The organism is Anaerolineales bacterium (assembly GCA_003105035.1).
GTDB lineage: Bacteria > Chloroflexota > Anaerolineae > Anaerolineales > UBA4823 > FEB-25.
The window spans coordinates 93,760-109,376 of sequence record PQAL01000036.1 but is presented as its reverse complement, the minus strand read 5'-3'; the positions used below and the strand labels follow the sequence as shown (position 1 = coordinate 109,376).

The window sequence follows — 15,617 nt, the reverse complement described above, 5'->3', positions numbered from 1 at the left end:
TGCGATAGGTAGCTTTAACGGCAGATGATGACCGGTAGATGCGTCTGCCGTAAAAGTTGATCGACGTCTCCACCTTGCAACACTTCAAGAACAGGGTTCCGGCTATAACCCCCTATGATTAAAAAATCAGCCTTCAAGTCGGTGGATTGTTGCAAAATGACCTCGGATGGATTTTGACCATCAGCCAGGAAATAGCTGGCGGTAATATTATGGACCTCCAGATATTTTTCAGCATCGCCCAGGATCTCGCTGGCGTCACTTTTCGGCCCGATGGTAATTACGGACAGTGGGATCTCCCACTTGGCAGCCAGATAGGCAGCGATGAATAATGCTTCTTGGGCTTTGAGGCTACCATCATAGGCTAACAGGGCATGGTTCAATGGAGTTACAAGCTGTGGAGTAAACATAATCGGCCGAGGGCATCTTTGCACTAGGTTGCGGATACCTGAGCTCAGCCTGCCGAGCAACGAAGCTTCCGGAGGAAAGCTTAGGTTGATGATTACCAGGTCACTCCAGCGTGCACGCTCGCAGATATTCGAGGTGATATCGCCGGTTTTTGCTTGAAAATCAGACTGGATGCCAGCTGCCTGGCAGCGGTTAAAAAATTCGCTTTCTACCACTTCGGCAGGAATGGTTTCCTGCTCATCGTCACTGTTCAGGATATAAAAACCATGCAGCCGGGAAGGCTCGCGCCTGGCGATGGTTATGGCTTGCTCGAGCGCCCACCAGCCATCTTCGCGACCATTAATTGGTACAAGGATTTCTCCAAACAATCGCTCCGATTTATTGGCGTTTTGGACTGCTTGCCGCCATTCTCCGATTGCTGGCCCAGATTCAAGGGAGGAGGGAACCAATGTTTTGACGATTTTATTACCCAGCCGAGCGATGACCCGGTATGGCCGTTGGCTAAACTGGTCGGACAAATCATCCAAGGCGGAGATGACCTCCACCTGGGTGTTCAGATCTTCTTCTAAAAGAGCACGATGTTCGGCAATCCAAAGGTATAGGTCCAGCTCGGTGCGTTCAGGAAAGTCGGTGAGCAAGCCACGTTCCTGGATGAGGGTGATGATTGGGAGGTAGACCCCATCGTACCAGTCAGCAGCTGCTTCTGCAATGGGGATTTCACGCTGCTGTTCAATCCCCATGAAATAACGGTGAACCACAATATGCTCTTCAACTACAGGGTACTGGCCTGGGAACGAAACTGATAAATCAGCAGTTGGGCGTGACTTGTCCAGGTTAGTATGCTCGAGAAAGTCTGCATATTCCGATTTTAAAATCAAGTCTGTTGGCAGGGAATCTGGTGTGAAAGAGACACGCGTGCTGACCTGGGTGACATATGCCTGGATGTGAGAAGCGCCGAGCTGTTTCGCTACCGATACGCGATGGTTACCATCGATCACAAAATACGCCTGGTCAATTTGATAGACCTCAATGGGTGGTAGACCTTTAAATCCATAATTTGCCAGATCGATATTTGCCCAACGCTCTTCATCGATATTTTTGCCCGGTAAAAAATCGCGGTAAAAATCCTGATAGCGATTTACGCTGCCAATAATCGAATCAAGCGGGATTTCTTTAAGCTCTTTTTTGGCACTGATCTGGGCTTTGAGTTTCTGCCTTACCTCTCCGAAAGACATCAGTTCAATAGAATCACCTGTGAAACGGGCAATAATTTCCCGCAAGGCAGCTTTTTGGCGAGCCGAGTGGAAATCCTGGATAGCATGGTAGATACCGATAGACGGTGTTTCAGGCATACGTTTTCATTTCAAAAGAATTATTGATAAGCGTTGTGTCCATGACATCTGCTTGTTCGATTGCGTATTCATTTTCTTCAATCTGTTTGTTATGAATGGCGTGTTGACCGTCAAGGGTGAGGTTGCTCCTGCCAATCGTAATGCCTCTGTGCATGAGGTAGGTACCTGAGGCGAACGCTAGATATTCTGAAACAACCATTCCTTCAGCTGGTTTGTTCATGCTGTGTAAATCTTCAACGGAATACGTCATTGCCCACAATTTTCAGATTCTATTACAAAATTTGTCGATTTATCCGACAATATTATCGCTCTTCGGCTTCTTGGCGTGATTCCACATATAATTTTGGCAGCGTGATTACCATAATTCTTATAAATTGATGTTTGGGGCGTTCGGGCATTTCCTCACTTCCGGCGTGTTTATTGAATAATACGACTTCTTAACAAGTTTTACGTATTACTATTAAGGTTAGATTAAATTTAGATGTATACTTTAACAGCTCAGAATAGCGCATCGATAGGAGGAAATATGTCTAAGGAGAGAAGATCGGATCTGGTATTCGGGATCATCCTGTTGCTCATCGGAGCATGGTTCCTGGCTGCTCAGTTCAACCTGGTGCCAGGCTTGAATGAGATCATGGATCTCCAATACCAGTGGCCATTAATTGTCATTGGGGTGGGTTTACTCTTATTCCTGCTGGGATTGCTGACTCGCGCACCTGGATTAAGCGTTCCAGCTTGTATCGTAGGGGGGATTGGTGGTCTCTTATTTTGGACAAACTCGTCTGGCCAGTGGGGTGCCTGGTCATATCTATGGACACTCATCCCTGGTTTTGTCGGTGTTGGGATCATCATTGCTACTTTGCTGGGCGGAAATGATAAAAGTGGTTACAAGGATGGATTGCGGTTGCTCTTGATCAGTGGCATCTTATTCGTGGTGTTTTTCATGCTGCTTTCCGGACAGGGATATTTCATCAAATATTGGCCTGTGCTTGTGATCCTGGCTGGAATTTGGATCATTGTCCAGACAGTTATACGGAAGAAATAAGCAGGAGGAACCATGAAAAAAATTCTTACATCGCCGATATTTTGGGGTGTGTTACTGATCCTGGGAGGGGTGCTATTCCTGTTGGATACATTTAACATTATTAGTATTGATGATCTATTATGGTTGATCATCACCGCTGTAGCAGGTGTGTTGTTCGTCGCCGTATATTTATTCAATCATGACCATTGGTGGGCACTCATCCCAGGCATCATCTTGCTTGCCTTAGCCACATTGATCGGCCTGACAACCTATCTACCCGGATTTTCAGATTCAAATCTGGAGCCTTTGGTCATATTTGGTGGGATCGCACTCAGCTTCCTGCTGGTATACCTGGCAGACCGTATGAATTGGTGGGCGATCATCCCGATGGGCATAATGGCGACACTTGGCAGTGTTGCCGTGCTGAGCAACCAGACCAGGATACCAACCAGCGGGATCTTTTTCCTGGGGCTTGGGCTCACATTCGTTTTGGTAGCAATCTTACCCAACAAGGTGGGCAGTATGAAGTGGGCCTGGATACCAGGTGGCATTCTGGGAGTCTTTGGGCTGGTACTCCTGGTCGCCCAGGAAGATTTACTCAATTACATCTGGCCCCTGGCTCTTATCATCTGTGGATTGCAATTGATCATTCGTTCATTTAGGCGTTAGCTGAGAATTTACGAATAAATCAAGGAGCAGCGCTTAGCCATATGGAATGGTGTACGCTGCTCCCTGTCGTTAATGTAGCCTTTCCTTATCCGATTGAGACTTGCATTTGCCCGTCACGGTTATAGCTGGTATGGGCTAAAAAAGGTGGATCTCCGTGCCGCATGCTAAGCACCTTGGGAAGCAGCTGTTGAAGATCAGCGACCAGGGGTAGACCAGCTAGAGCGGATTGTTTTACCCATTCCAAGGTGCCTTCTGCTGAAGAAATAATCTCACCACCAGGAAATTCGCCTTTAAACAGGAAAATACAAACACCTGGGTTGGTTTGGGTGTCAACGGTGGTGATGCCGCATAACCACAAATTATTGGAGACCAGGCCGGTCTCTTCAAAAAGCTCACGCCTGGCTGCTAAAACGATATCCTCACCTTGTTCAACATGGCCACCAATACCATTGTATAGCCCGGCCCACAGGCGTTTTCCTTTAGTGCCTTTCAGCAACAAGACTTCATCCCCGCGGGTGATAAAAACCAGGGTACGTGGGACGAGCATATAGTGGTTGAGGTTAACACCCTGGTCACTGGCAGGCATGATCAATCAGCCAGATCGGATACTTCCTCTTCCACTGCTGTTTCACCTAGATAGAACTTCAAATCGGGTATGACTTTGACCGGATGTATAAAGATATCGGTATATTTGCGCGTGCCTTGCATCCCGAGATACACGAACAGCTTGCGGAACTGCTCCTCCAGCGCTCGGGAGATGGCATTTTTTACTTCCGCAGGCAGATTCCACGTCTTTGATTTGAAAGGCCCAATGGCATTTTTCCGAGTCTTGTAGTAGAACTGCTCGTCGGTCATATCCGGTTTACGTTCAGAGGCCGAGTTCTTGTCTAAGTAGGCATACATTTCTGAGCGGAGAGTTTCGGGTATATGCTCAAAGATGATATTCTGAAAATTGGTTGCCAGGTGAACCTCAACAGCTTCAGACTCGACGAATTTGCCAAAGGCATTATCAGGCAGGGTTGATGCACCATGCTGGACTGTACCGCCCATGCCATAAACCGAGCGAGCTAAACGGCTGAGCTTAAGCAGGATGCCAAAATCAAGGTTGACTTTAGCGATTGTGCCATCCGGCAGGACCACGCCACCGTGAGATGTACCGGTCTGGATGCTGATCTTGCTTAATCCCTGTGCCTTAGGACCAAGCTTGGTCAGCTCGCTGTGATAGCCGTCCATATAGGCGCGCAGCTCTTCTTCAGTGGAATTGTGACCACCTACTTCACCAATCTCACCGCCAATGGATATCTGCACGCCTTCGGGTTGAAGTGAGCGAATATTGGCTGAGTACATGGCAGACAGGTGGTTATTCAAAGTTTGCTGCTCGGGAATGGTGGATTTGGTGATATCGACCAGGGTTGAGGTATCGATATCGATGTTATAAAAGCCAGCCGCAATGGCTTCTTTTGTCAAATCTTTAACTGCCTGGGTTTCTGTTTCTGGTGAAGATGTATAACGTTTGGCAGATACCTGAAAATGGTCACCCTGGATGAATACTGGACCGGTGTAGCCTTCTGCTATTGCGGCTGCCAGTATGTTCGAAGCATACTCGGCGGGTCGCTGATCCGTGTATCCCATCTCTGAACGAGCGATTTCAAAAATGAACGCACCTGCATTCATCTCGTTGGCAATCCTGAATACAGCACGCGCCGAATCGAAGGCCAGCATGCGCAGGTTCATCGCAGGTACTGTGAATGTAGTAGGGATTTCGCCCCGCCCGCGTGCCAGGTATAAATCATTGATAGAGCTGGGGATAACACCAAAAGCTAGAGCTGCCTGGCGGATCAGGTATTGGGCAGCTCCTTTGGAAGACGGATCTCCCAAAGCCGAAATTTCAACGAGCTTGTAAATGTTGTCCTGCAGCCGTTGTCTGTCGACAATCTCAGCCCCATGTTCGGTTAACTTCAGGCTGCCATGGAGCAATGCAAGTTGATCTTGAAAAAGTGATGTGGTCATTGATATCCTCCTAATCTTAAAAATTCACAAGTGAGGATTATATCATTTCTGGCATGCCTATTCCGCTCTCGTATGTCCCTTGATATAATAAACTCCGGTTTAAACTCAAGAAGTGGAGGATTAGAGGTGGAAAAAATCCATTTTGGGACTGATGGCTGGCGAGGGAGAATCGCTGAAGACTACACATTTGCGAATATTCGTCGTTGCACACAAGGATTCGCTGACTACCTGATCAATAAAGGTGCCAGAGATGAGTGGGTTATCGTCGGATATGACCAGCGCTTTCATTCAGAAAATTTCGCTGCAGCAGTCGCTGAAGTACTGGCTGCAAACAATTTGAGGGTATATTTAACCGATAAGGCTACACCAACGCCGACCATCGCATTTTCAGTGGTCAACAAAAAAGCTGTTGGTGCAGTCAATATAACTGCCTCACACAACCCCCCGACCGATAATGGCTTCAAGGTGCGTGATGAACACGGTGGTGCAATCGATCCGGCAGGATTGCTGGAAATCGAAGCACGCATCCCGGATACTGCTGATAAAGCCCGGCGCATCTCGCTTGAAGAAGGGATTTCGCAGCATACCATACAGGTATTTGATCCTAACACGGCATACATTGAGCAGCTGAACAAGCTGATCGATTTTCAAAAAATCAAGGATTCCGGCTTACAAGTGCTGGTTGAGCCAATGTGGGGGAACGGTATCGGGTGGTTCCCACGTCTGCTATCAGGCGGCAGGACAAGGGTGGAGGAAATCCATAACCAACGTAACCCGATTTTCCCAGAAATGAAACGCCCGGAGCCAATCCCACCTAATGTGGACGTGGGATTGCGCGAAACCGTGCAGCGCAAAGCAGATGTGTTGATCATCACTGACGGGGATGCTGATCGCCTGGGCGTGGGTGATGAAGACGGTAGATTCATAGACCAGCTGCGCGTGTACGCCTTGCTAGGGTATTATTTCCTTGAGGTAAGGAAGGAACGCGGCCCGATCGTAAAAACCCTGTCCACCACCAATATGCTGACCAAGCTGGGCAAGCTCTATGACGTCCCGGTATACGAGACCGGGGTTGGCTTTAAGTATGTGGCACCCAAGATGCTGGAAACGAATGCCATGCTGGGTGGTGAAGAATCCGGCGGATATGCATTCAGGAATCACGTCCCCGAGCGGGATGGCATTTTGGCAGGCCTTTACATCCTCGATATGATGGTGCGGTTGGGCAAGAAACCTTCTGAATTGATCGGTGAGCTGTTCAAGAAGGTTGGCCCGCATTATTATGATCGCATCGACACCCCGTTTTCGGGAGATCGCGCCTCTCGTGAACAGAGCATCCTGGACAGCAAGCCGGAAACAATCGGCGGTATGAGGGTGGTCAACCTGGATACGACCGATGGGTTCAAATTTAACCTGGAAGACGGCGGCTGGTTGCTGATCCGATTTTCTGGCACCGAGCCGATTATGCGCGTTTATTGTGAGACCACTCATCAGGAAAGCGTAAAAGAGATCCTGGCGGATGGATTGCGGGTGGCAGGCTTGAAATCGTGACCGGTGAGCCCACCCAGAGTCTTGTCGATAGTCACTGCCACCTGAATCTTGATGAGTTTGGTCAGGACCGCGACCGCGTTATTCAACGTGCACTCGAGGCAGGGATTTCGTGGTTTGTCATCCCTGGGATTGATCTTGACACCAGCAAATCGGCTGTTGAATTAGCACGACAATATCCCCAGGTATTTGCAGCTGTAGGTGTGCATCCAAACAGTGGTCTGAGCTGGAATGATGGAACCCTTGCAGAGCTCAGGGAGTTCGCACGGGAGAAGAAAGTCGTTGCGTTGGGTGAGATTGGCCTGGATTATTATCGGGATCATTGCCCGAAGGAAATCCAAAAACAGATATTTACTGCACAGCTCAAGCTGGCTGCTGAATTGGGTTTGCCAGTGATCGTGCACATGCGTGATTCGGAGAATGATATCCTGGCTATACTGGTGTCATGGCAGGAAGAGCTCAAAGCTCGAAAGTCCTTGGTCGCCAGTCATCCCGGAGTTGTCCATTCATTCTCGGGTGATGTGTCGGTGGCGAATACATTATTAACACATCAATATAAGCTGGGGATTGCTGGCTCGGTGACTTACCCGAATTCAGAAAACCTGTACGAAGTAATCGAATCCCTTCCGTTGGAGTCTTTTCTGATAGAAACCGATGCTCCGTATCAGACGCCACTTCCATTTCGAGGTAAGCGAAATGAACCAACCAATGTTAGAATAGTGGCAGAGAAAATCGCTGAAATTAAAGAAATTAAGGTAGAGCAAGTGGCGCAGGCTACTACGGGCGAAGCCAACAAGATGTTCAGATTGAGAGGATTTCATTGATAGACGCCAAATATACCACTCCCATCGAAGACCGGATCGGACTGGTCGAAGATAAGATACGTTCTCAAGCTGACGGTCATCATACTCCAGTAGGAGCTGCGTTGCACCATCTGTTGAGCTCGGGTGGAAAGCGTATCCGCGTAATTGTGACCTTACTTACCGGCAAAATGCTGGGAGCTGACGCTGATAAACTGGTCACCCTGGCAGCTTCGATCGAGAGCCTGCATACTGCCACCTTGGTACATGATGACTTGATCGATGGTGCGTTGATCCGTAGAGGCATCCCCACATTAAATGCGCAATGGTCGCCTGCGGCAACGGTACTCACGGGTGATTTTATCTTCGCCAAGGCTGCCAAGCTGGCTTCGGAGACTGGCTCGGTGAATGTGATGCACGTCTTCGCTGAGACACTGGCAACGATCGTGAACGGCGAGATCAACCAGCTATTCAGCAGCAAGTGGATCGTTAATCGTGAAAACTACTACCACCGCATTTATGCCAAGACTGCATCGTTGTTCGAAGCGTCTACGACCACTGCTGCGCTGCTGAGTAACTCAGAGCCGTCAGTGTTATCCACGGTGAAGCAATTTGGCTATGATATCGGCATGGCGTTCCAGATCATTGATGATATTCTGGATTTCACCAGCGAGCAGGCAACCATGGGTAAACCCGTGGCAAGTGACCTTCGCCAGGGATTGATCACATTACCTGTACTCTATTACCTCGAAGATAATCCCAGCGATGCTGACATGCGCAACATCCTGGAATCCAACTTCTGCGATGAGAACTGCCTGAACCGGCTGATTGCTTCGATACGTGAAAGTGGAGCAATCCAACAATCACATGACGAGGCACGCCAGTACGTGCAAAAAGGACTGGATGGATTGATGAAGCTTCCCGAAAGCCGTGAGCGTAAGGCGCTTGAGGAACTGGCAGTATATATCGTTGACCGGGAAATATAGTTGACAAAAGACTGAGGTCATAGTAATATTCTGCCGCTCTCATGCATGGCGAGGTAGCTCAGTTGGCAGAGCAGGGGCATCATAATCCTCAGGTCGTGGGTTCAAGTCCCACCCTCGCCACAGATATGAAATATAGATTTTTTTCAACTGCTGACTTATTGATGATTAGTCAGCTTTTTTGTTATTTACTTGATTACGTTGAAAAATTTGTGATCGAGAATATTATATTTTCAAGACAGATTTGTCAATCGCCAAATCTAAAAATCCATGTTCCACAGATAACGCAAGGTGTCGCCATCAGAATAAGAGCAATGAAGACTAAGATGATTTCCCGGGTGAGAAATCTCAAACAGCCTTTGTTGGTATCTTCTGCGGATTCGATCATGAGGCAAACCTTTTAAAGAAACTCCCTTTAATGCTCGTCAATTGGCAGGTATTAATGGATAAGGACGATATTTTTATTTATAACACTAAGCGCTGTGTTTAATAATTAAAAAGCTGGCTTATTCATAAGCCAGCTGAAGATTTTTAGTATCAAATATTTCTGTGTGAAATTATTATTAAAATCCCCAGTCAAAGCGGGCATTTTCGTCCATCATAGACGGGTCCCACGGCTCATAGCTAAGTGTGACGGAGGTAGGCAGCTTGAGGCCGATCTCGGCTTGCTGGCGGGCGGTTTCCAGCAGCGCTGGGGCATAGGGGCAAAATGGGGTGGTCATGATCATCATGATCTTGGCTTCGCCTTCAATCACGGCTACATTACGGACCAATCCGAGCTCAAGCACATTCAAGCCGATTTCAGGATCCATCACTTTTTTTAGCTCTTCGGTGAGGGGTTCTACAAGCTCAGGGTTGGTGCTTTCTATGTCCCACACAGGTCGGTTCTGATATTCTTCTGTCATATTGATCATCAATTCCCTGAAGCGTTGGCAACCAGGTAGGTGCAGCTGCTGTCACCGTTCAGAATGCATTTAACCTTCTCGGCGGGGACGGAGAGGACTTTAGAGATCAGGATCTGATCTACCGTGCATATTTCCGGGTGATTCTGGCCAATATAGTAGTAGGGACAGCTGGTCTCGTTAATTTGGAATCCGTCCTCCAGCTGTTCCCATTCAATATTAAAACCTTCACGGCCGAGTAAGGATTTAACCAGATTGAGGCGTTCCTGCATGCTCAGGTCTTTCAACTCGGTACCTTCTGAAAGGTCGCGGGCAAGGTCTTCCGCCATCTGTGAGAATAGCTTATTGATCATGGCTTCAGGCATGGTCTCTTTGAGATGCTCAAGCAGGCGGATCGTCAGACGGACGTAACGGGTGGGAAACTGCTCGATGCCGGTTTCGGTGAGGTAAAATACCTGGCGTGGCCTGCCCACACCATGACGCTCATCATCGCTGGTAATCAAACCTTCAGCTTCCAAGCTGGCGATGTGGTGGCGCACAGAAATGGGTGAGATCCCAACCTTATCAGAGATCTCATTGATCGTACAACGCGGTTGCGCTAATAATGTTCGAAGGACTTGGTCTCGTGTACCTGACATATGTTTATGGCAGTATACCAACAACCGAGTTTATTGTCAATATTTATTATAATTATCATAAATATTGACAATAATAAGCCAACATGCTATAATGCGCAAATCGAGTCGGAATCCTTGATCGATCTATCGTCAAGGATTGTTCGTTTATATCCTTCCCAAGGAGTAATTCATGTCTGAGATCAACATTCGGGACTTGCATGTTAATGTCGCGGGGCGCGAAATCCTAAAAGGTGTCAACCTGACCGTCAATCAAGGTGAAGTACATGCCCTGATGGGTCCCAATGGAACAGGAAAATCGACATTAGCTTATACACTGATGGGGCATCCCGGTTATTTGGTGACTCAAGGCGAAGTGCTTTTTAAGGATACCAATATCCTTGAGCTGAAACCTGATGAGAGATCGAGGTTGGGCATTTTCCTGGCTTTCCAGTACCCGGTATCGATTGCCGGTGTATCGGTGGCAAATTTCCTGCGCACGGCAATTAACGCTCGCAGGAAGGCCTTAAACCCGGAAGATAAGGGCATCTCGGTGCCGGAATTTCGCAAGATGCTCAAGGATCGCATGGATTTGCTCAAGATGGATTACTCCTTTGCAAGTCGCTATCTAAATGAAGGCTTTTCTGGGGGTGAGAAAAAGCGGGCAGAGATCCTGCAGATGGCTGTGTTAAAGCCAGAGATCGCCATCCTGGATGAAACTGATTCGGGCCTGGATATCGATGCCTTACGGATCGTATCGGAAGGGGTTAACACCCTGCGCGGTCCCGAGATGGGTGTACTGGTGATTACCCATTACCAACGCATTCTAAACTACATTAAACCGGAATTCGTACATATCATGCTGGATGGGCGCATCGTCGAGTCAGGCGGCTCAGACCTGGCGTTGAACCTTGAGGAGCACGGCTACGAGTGGGTGCGCGAGAAATACGAGACGGTGCCAGCCTGAGCCAGGTGATTTTAGAGGTTGATATGAGCTCGAACTCAAATACTTTGGATAATATTGGTGATTACAAGTACGGTTTCAGTGATCCGGAAACCTACGTTTTTAAATCACGCAAGGGCTTATCGAAAAGGGTAGTTGAGCAGATATCCGATATGAAGGGCGAGCCCCAATGGATGTTGGATTTCCGCTTGAAAGCCCTGGAGCACTTTGAAAAACGACCCATCCCAACATGGGGCGGTGACCTTTCAGGCCTTAATCTACATGAGATATTCTATTATGTCAAGCCAACTCAGCAGGAAAGCAAGAACTGGGATGAGGTGCCAAACACCATCAAGGATACTTTTAACAAGCTCGGCATCCCTGAAGCAGAGCAAAAATTCCTGGCTGGTGTAGGTGCCCAATACGAAAGCGAGATGGTTTACCACAACATCCAGGAGCACCTCGAAAAACAGGGTGTAATTTTCCTGAGCATTGAAGACGGGTTACGGAAGCACCCTGATATCTTTAAGCAGTATTTCGGTAAAGTCATTCCGATCGAAGATAATAAATTCGCCGCATTGAACAGCGCGGTGTGGTCTGGTGGCTCGTTTGTTTACGTGCCCAAAGGCGTCAAAGTTGACCTGCCCCTGCAAGCTTACTTCCGCTTAAATGTTGCTAATATCGGGCAGTTCGAGCGCTCATTGATCATCGCCGATGAAGGCGCGCAGGTGCATTACGTTGAAGGCTGCACAGCGCCTACATATACGACAGATTCGCTGCACAGTGGTGTGATCGAGATCATCGTCAACAAAGGTGCCCGGGTTCGCTACACCACCATCCAGAACTGGTCTACCAACGTGTATAACCTGGTAACCCAGCGGGCTCTGGTGCATGAAGGCGGGACGATGGAGTGGGTGGATTCGAACCTGGGTTCGAAGCTAACAATGAAATACCCATCCTGCTACCTGCTTGAACCTGGTGCGAAGGGTGAAATCCTGTCTATGGCATTTGCCGGACCTGGGCAGACGCAAGACGCAGGTGGCAAAGCGATCCATTTTGCCCCGCACACCTCAAGCAAGATCACCTCAAAATCGATCAGCAAGGGTGGTGGACGAACCTCTTTCAGGGGTTTATTGAAGGTCTATAAGGGAGCCGTCGATAGTAAATCCAACACGGTGTGCGATGCATTGCTGCTCGACCCGTTGTCGCGATCAGATACTTACCCATCGATTGAGATCGATGAACAGGATGTGACCATCGGACATGAAGCAACCGTATCGAAGGTAGGTGAAGAGCAGCTGTTCTACCTGATGAGCCGGGGTTTATCGGAGGAAGAATCGACAACCATGGTAGTTTCAGGCTTCATTGAGCCATTGGTGAAAGAATTGCCGATGGAATACGCCATAGAGATGAACCGACTAATCCAACTTCAGATGGCAGGATCGGTGGGATGATGAGCACACACCGGATAATCACGCGTAATAAACCCACCGTAAGCGCTGAGCCCGGTGATTTTCAATTTACACGCGACTCGATTAAAACGCTTTCCAGCAATTGGGCAGGCCCGGACTTTGTTAGGGATTACCGGGAGAAAGCCTGGGCGCTCTACCAATCCCTGCACATGCCGACGATTAAGGACGAACCATGGCGCAGGACAGATATACGCGGCCTGGATGTTGCTAAATTTACCGTACCCAATGGAAGCCAACACCCGACACTGCCTCCCGCACCGAGCTGGTTGCTTAAACCTCTGGTCACCAAGAAGCATGGTGGGCAGGTGATCATCGAACCGAAGCATACGAAGGTTAAAGTTGATGAGGCATTGACCCGCCAGGGCGTGATTTTCACCGACCTGCATACAGCTGAGCGAGAATATCCTGAATTATTGGCGAATATTATTGGCCAGGTGGTCAAGCCTGAAGAAGGCAGGTTTGCAGCACTTACGGCTGCCATGGAGCAGTATGGCGTGTTTGCCTACATCCCCGCGGGGGTACAGGTTGAGGTGCCCCTTCACTCAGTGATTTGGGGACCGGGGGAAGGATTAGCATATTTTTCACATATCATGGTGTGGTTGGAGCCTGGCTCTTCGTTGACGTATGTGCATGAAGCTGCCTCTCCCAATGGAATCCCTGGTCAAACGATGCATTCGGGCATTGTGGAGATACATATAAGCGATAATGCCAGTCTGCGGTTCGTGGAGCTACAATCCTGGGGAGACAATGTATGGAATTTCAGCCATGAGCGTGCCCAAGTGGGAAGGGAGGCTACCCTGGAATGGATTTTCGGAGCCTTAGGGAGCAACCTGACCAAGAATTTTTCTGAGATCGACTTGATTGGTGATGGTGCGACAGGGAAAATGTCGGGTTTTTACTTTACTGATGGAAAGCAACACCTGGACCATGATACCCAACAGAACCACCTTGCTCCGCACACCACTAGCGACTTGTTATTCAAAGGCGCATTGAAAGACAGCAGCCGATCGGTATGGCAGGGAATGATTTATGTGGCACCGGGTGCACAAAAGACGGATGGTTACCAGGCGAATCGGAACCTGGTGCTGAGCTCCAAGGCTCGCGCTGATTCCATCCCAGGGTTGGAGATCCTGGCGGATGATGTGCGCTGTACACACGGGGCAACCGTCGGGAAGATAGATCAGGATTCGTTATTTTACTTATTAAGCCGGGGGATCCCGTATGCAGAAGCGGAGCATCTGATCGTGGAGGGCTTTTTCGATCCGATCATGCAACGTATCCCTTTTGAAGGCGTTCGTAAGCGATTTCAAGATGCTATTGTTGTAAAGATGAAGTAAGCAGGATCTAAGGAGGAAAGTTGGCTGAGATGTATTTCACACACGCACCTGACCTTGAGGAACAGTACCATGTTGGAGACAGGGTTGAAGTATATTGCGATCACGATAAGTCAAATGAGCGAATCCGCGATTGGCTGGAGGGTACTGTGGTGCAAGTTGATCCAAAAATGATCGCCGTTCAATTCAAGGATAGCGTCTATCTTACGGATGGCTGGATGGTACCGGATCATGTCCTATGGTGCCCGAAGAATTCTACCCAAATCCGCCCATCGCGCCGGCGAACAAAACCACGGACAATTGCCTAACCACGCCTATGATTAGCCCATCGACAAAAACTGCACTTAATATTACTGCCATTCGATCGGATTTTCCAATCTTAAGCCGCGAGGTTCAGCCTGGAGTGCCACTGGTATACCTTGATTCCACCGCAACCACCCAAAAACCAAACCAGGTTATCAGGGCGATGGATGATTACTACCAGCTGAATAATGCCAATGTTCACCGGGGGGTCCACACCCTGGCAGAAGAAGCTACTGCAGCGTATGAAGGTGCAAGGCAACGTGTGGCCGATTTTATCCATGCAGGGTCCAACAAGGAGGTCATCTTTACCCGCAACACGACTGAATCGATTAATCTGGTCGCTTATAGTTGGGGAAGGACCTTCTTAAAAGAAGACGACCTGGTGATCCTGACTGAAATGGAGCATCACTCCAACCTGGTTCCCTGGCACATCCTGGCAGCTGAGAAAGGCATCCGCCTGGAATTTATCACCATCACGCCCGATGGCTTGCTAGAGCTAGATGTATATCGAAAGTTGCTGGAACAAAAGCCAAGGCTGGTGGCTTTTACCCACATGTCCAACGTACTGGGGACGATCAATCCGGCGAAGGAAATTGTGGAGCTAGCTCACCGAGCGGGGGCAGTCGCCTTAATTGACGGTGCTCAATCGGTGCCACATTTCCCGGTGGATGTGCAGGATTTGGATGCGGATTTTTTGGCTTTTTCGTCGCACAAGGTTTGTGGGCCGACCGGTATCGGCGTGTTGTATGGCAAGGCAGAACTGCTAAACAAAATGCCCCCCTTCCTCGGTGGTGGAGAGATGATCAAACGGGTCTTTTTGCGCTCTTTCAGCCCCAATGAGCTACCGCACAAGTTTGAAGCTGGCACACCCGCGATTGCTGAAGCCATCGGACTGCATGCCGCACTCGACTATGTTAAGGCTATTGGGATGGAAAAGATCGCTACGCATGAGAAGGAATTGATTGCTTATGCACTACGGCGGTTGGCTGAGATCCCAGAAGTACGCGTATTTGGACCGGATGCCAACTATAAGGGTGGGGTAGCCTCCTTTACCTTTGAGGGCGTTCATCCTCACGATGTAGCCCAGGTGCTGGACCGTTCAGGGATTGCTGTACGCGCAGGCCATCACTGTGCCATGCCGCTGCATGAAAAGTTCAACATCGCTGCCACGACCCGGGCAAGTTTTTACCTATATAATACCCTTGGCGAAGTCGACCAGTTGATCGACGGCTTACATGAAGTCAAGCGTTTCTTTGGATAA

Annotated in this window: 16 protein-coding genes and 1 tRNA gene; 11 read left to right on the top strand and 6 right to left on the bottom strand. The window is 48.9% G+C overall.

All coding sequences use genetic code 11. The features are described from left to right. Positions 1–14: 14 nt before the first annotated feature. Complete coding sequence (locus C3F13_15505) at positions 15–1,757, bottom strand: universal stress protein UspA (protein PWB50910.1); 1,743 nt, start codon at positions 1,755–1,757, stop codon at positions 15–17. Further along, positions 1,750–2,007 (bottom strand): hypothetical protein, encoded by a 258-nt coding sequence (locus tag C3F13_15500; GenBank protein PWB50909.1) that lies wholly within the window; start codon positions 2,005–2,007, stop codon positions 1,750–1,752. The genes C3F13_15505 and C3F13_15500 overlap by 8 nt, the downstream gene beginning before the upstream one ends. 276 nt (positions 2,008–2,283) lie before the next feature. Between C3F13_15500 and C3F13_15495 the strand changes: the two genes are divergently transcribed. Both C3F13_15495 and C3F13_15490 read left to right on the top strand, forming a co-directional pair. Beyond that, positions 2,284–2,802: a hypothetical protein gene (locus tag C3F13_15495; protein ID PWB50908.1), complete on the top strand. Its 519-nt coding sequence runs from the start codon at positions 2,284–2,286 to the stop codon at positions 2,800–2,802. Positions 2,803–2,814: 12 nt separating this feature from the next. Continuing rightward, positions 2,815–3,450 (top strand): hypothetical protein, encoded by a 636-nt coding sequence (locus C3F13_15490; GenBank protein PWB50907.1) that lies wholly within the window; start codon positions 2,815–2,817, stop codon positions 3,448–3,450. 85 nt (positions 3,451–3,535) lie between these two features. On the opposite strand, the gene C3F13_15485 is transcribed toward C3F13_15490, so the two are convergent. Together C3F13_15485 and C3F13_15480 are read right to left on the bottom strand one after the other, a co-directional pair. Beyond that, positions 3,536–4,036: a hypothetical protein gene (locus C3F13_15485; protein ID PWB50906.1), complete on the bottom strand. Its 501-nt coding sequence runs from the start codon at positions 4,034–4,036 to the stop codon at positions 3,536–3,538. A 2-nt stretch (positions 4,037–4,038) separates the two neighbouring features. Next, the gene (locus tag C3F13_15480) at positions 4,039–5,460 is read right to left on the bottom strand and encodes an aldolase (GenBank protein ID PWB50905.1); all 1,422 of its coding nucleotides are present in this window, start codon (positions 5,458–5,460) and stop codon (positions 4,039–4,041) included. Between the two features lie 72 nt (positions 5,461–5,532). Here C3F13_15480 and C3F13_15475 point away from each other — a divergent pair, with 72 nt between their 5' ends. The 4 genes from C3F13_15475 (at position 5,533) to C3F13_15460 (ending at position 8,911) form a co-directional block, all read left to right on the top strand. After that, the gene (locus C3F13_15475; GenBank protein ID PWB50904.1) at positions 5,533–7,008 is read left to right on the top strand and encodes a phosphomannomutase; all 1,476 of its coding nucleotides are present in this window, start codon (positions 5,533–5,535) and stop codon (positions 7,006–7,008) included. Further along, on the top strand, positions 6,981–7,829 hold the full coding sequence (locus C3F13_15470; GenBank protein PWB50903.1) for a hydrolase TatD: 849 nt from the start codon (positions 6,981–6,983) through the stop codon (positions 7,827–7,829). Before C3F13_15475 ends, C3F13_15470 begins: the two co-directional genes overlap by 28 nt. Further along, positions 7,811–8,791, top strand: a complete 981-nt coding sequence (locus C3F13_15465) for a hypothetical protein (protein PWB50902.1) — start codon at positions 7,811–7,813, stop codon at positions 8,789–8,791. The genes C3F13_15470 and C3F13_15465 overlap by 19 nt, the downstream gene beginning before the upstream one ends. A 47-nt stretch (positions 8,792–8,838) precedes the next feature. Then, positions 8,839–8,911 (top strand) — tRNA-Met (locus C3F13_15460). Positions 8,912–9,351: 440 nt separating this feature from the next. On the opposite strand, the gene C3F13_15455 is transcribed toward C3F13_15460, so the two are convergent. Then, positions 9,352–9,702, bottom strand: coding sequence for a hypothetical protein (locus C3F13_15455; GenBank protein ID PWB50901.1), 351 nt, complete (start codon positions 9,700–9,702; stop codon positions 9,352–9,354). Beyond that, the gene (locus tag C3F13_15450; GenBank protein PWB50900.1) at positions 9,702–10,328 is read right to left on the bottom strand and encodes a hypothetical protein; all 627 of its coding nucleotides are present in this window, start codon (positions 10,326–10,328) and stop codon (positions 9,702–9,704) included. Before C3F13_15450 ends, C3F13_15455 begins: the two co-directional genes overlap by 1 nt. Positions 10,329–10,497: 169 nt before the next feature. Between C3F13_15450 and sufC the strand changes: the two genes are divergently transcribed. Genes sufC through C3F13_15425 form a run of 5 tightly spaced genes read left to right on the top strand, consistent with a single transcriptional unit; the run spans position 10,498 to position 15,617 of the window. Next, on the top strand, positions 10,498–11,271 hold the full coding sequence (gene sufC / locus C3F13_15445; GenBank protein PWB50899.1) for a Fe-S cluster assembly ATPase SufC: 774 nt from the start codon (positions 10,498–10,500) through the stop codon (positions 11,269–11,271). A gap of 23 nt (positions 11,272–11,294) precedes the next feature. Continuing rightward, positions 11,295–12,701, top strand: coding sequence for a Fe-S cluster assembly protein SufB (gene sufB / locus C3F13_15440; GenBank protein ID PWB50988.1), 1,407 nt, complete (start codon positions 11,295–11,297; stop codon positions 12,699–12,701). After that, on the top strand, positions 12,698–14,056 hold the full coding sequence (gene sufD, locus C3F13_15435; GenBank protein PWB50898.1) for a Fe-S cluster assembly protein SufD: 1,359 nt from the start codon (positions 12,698–12,700) through the stop codon (positions 14,054–14,056). The genes sufB and sufD overlap by 4 nt, the downstream gene beginning before the upstream one ends. 20 nt (positions 14,057–14,076) lie before the next feature. Next, positions 14,077–14,361, top strand: a complete 285-nt coding sequence (locus tag C3F13_15430) for a hypothetical protein (protein ID PWB50897.1) — start codon at positions 14,077–14,079, stop codon at positions 14,359–14,361. A gap of 8 nt (positions 14,362–14,369) precedes the next feature. After that, positions 14,370–15,617 carry a cysteine desulfurase gene (locus tag C3F13_15425; protein ID PWB50896.1) on the top strand — a complete coding sequence of 416 codons (1,248 nt, stop codon included), beginning with the start codon at positions 14,370–14,372 and terminating at the stop codon, positions 15,615–15,617.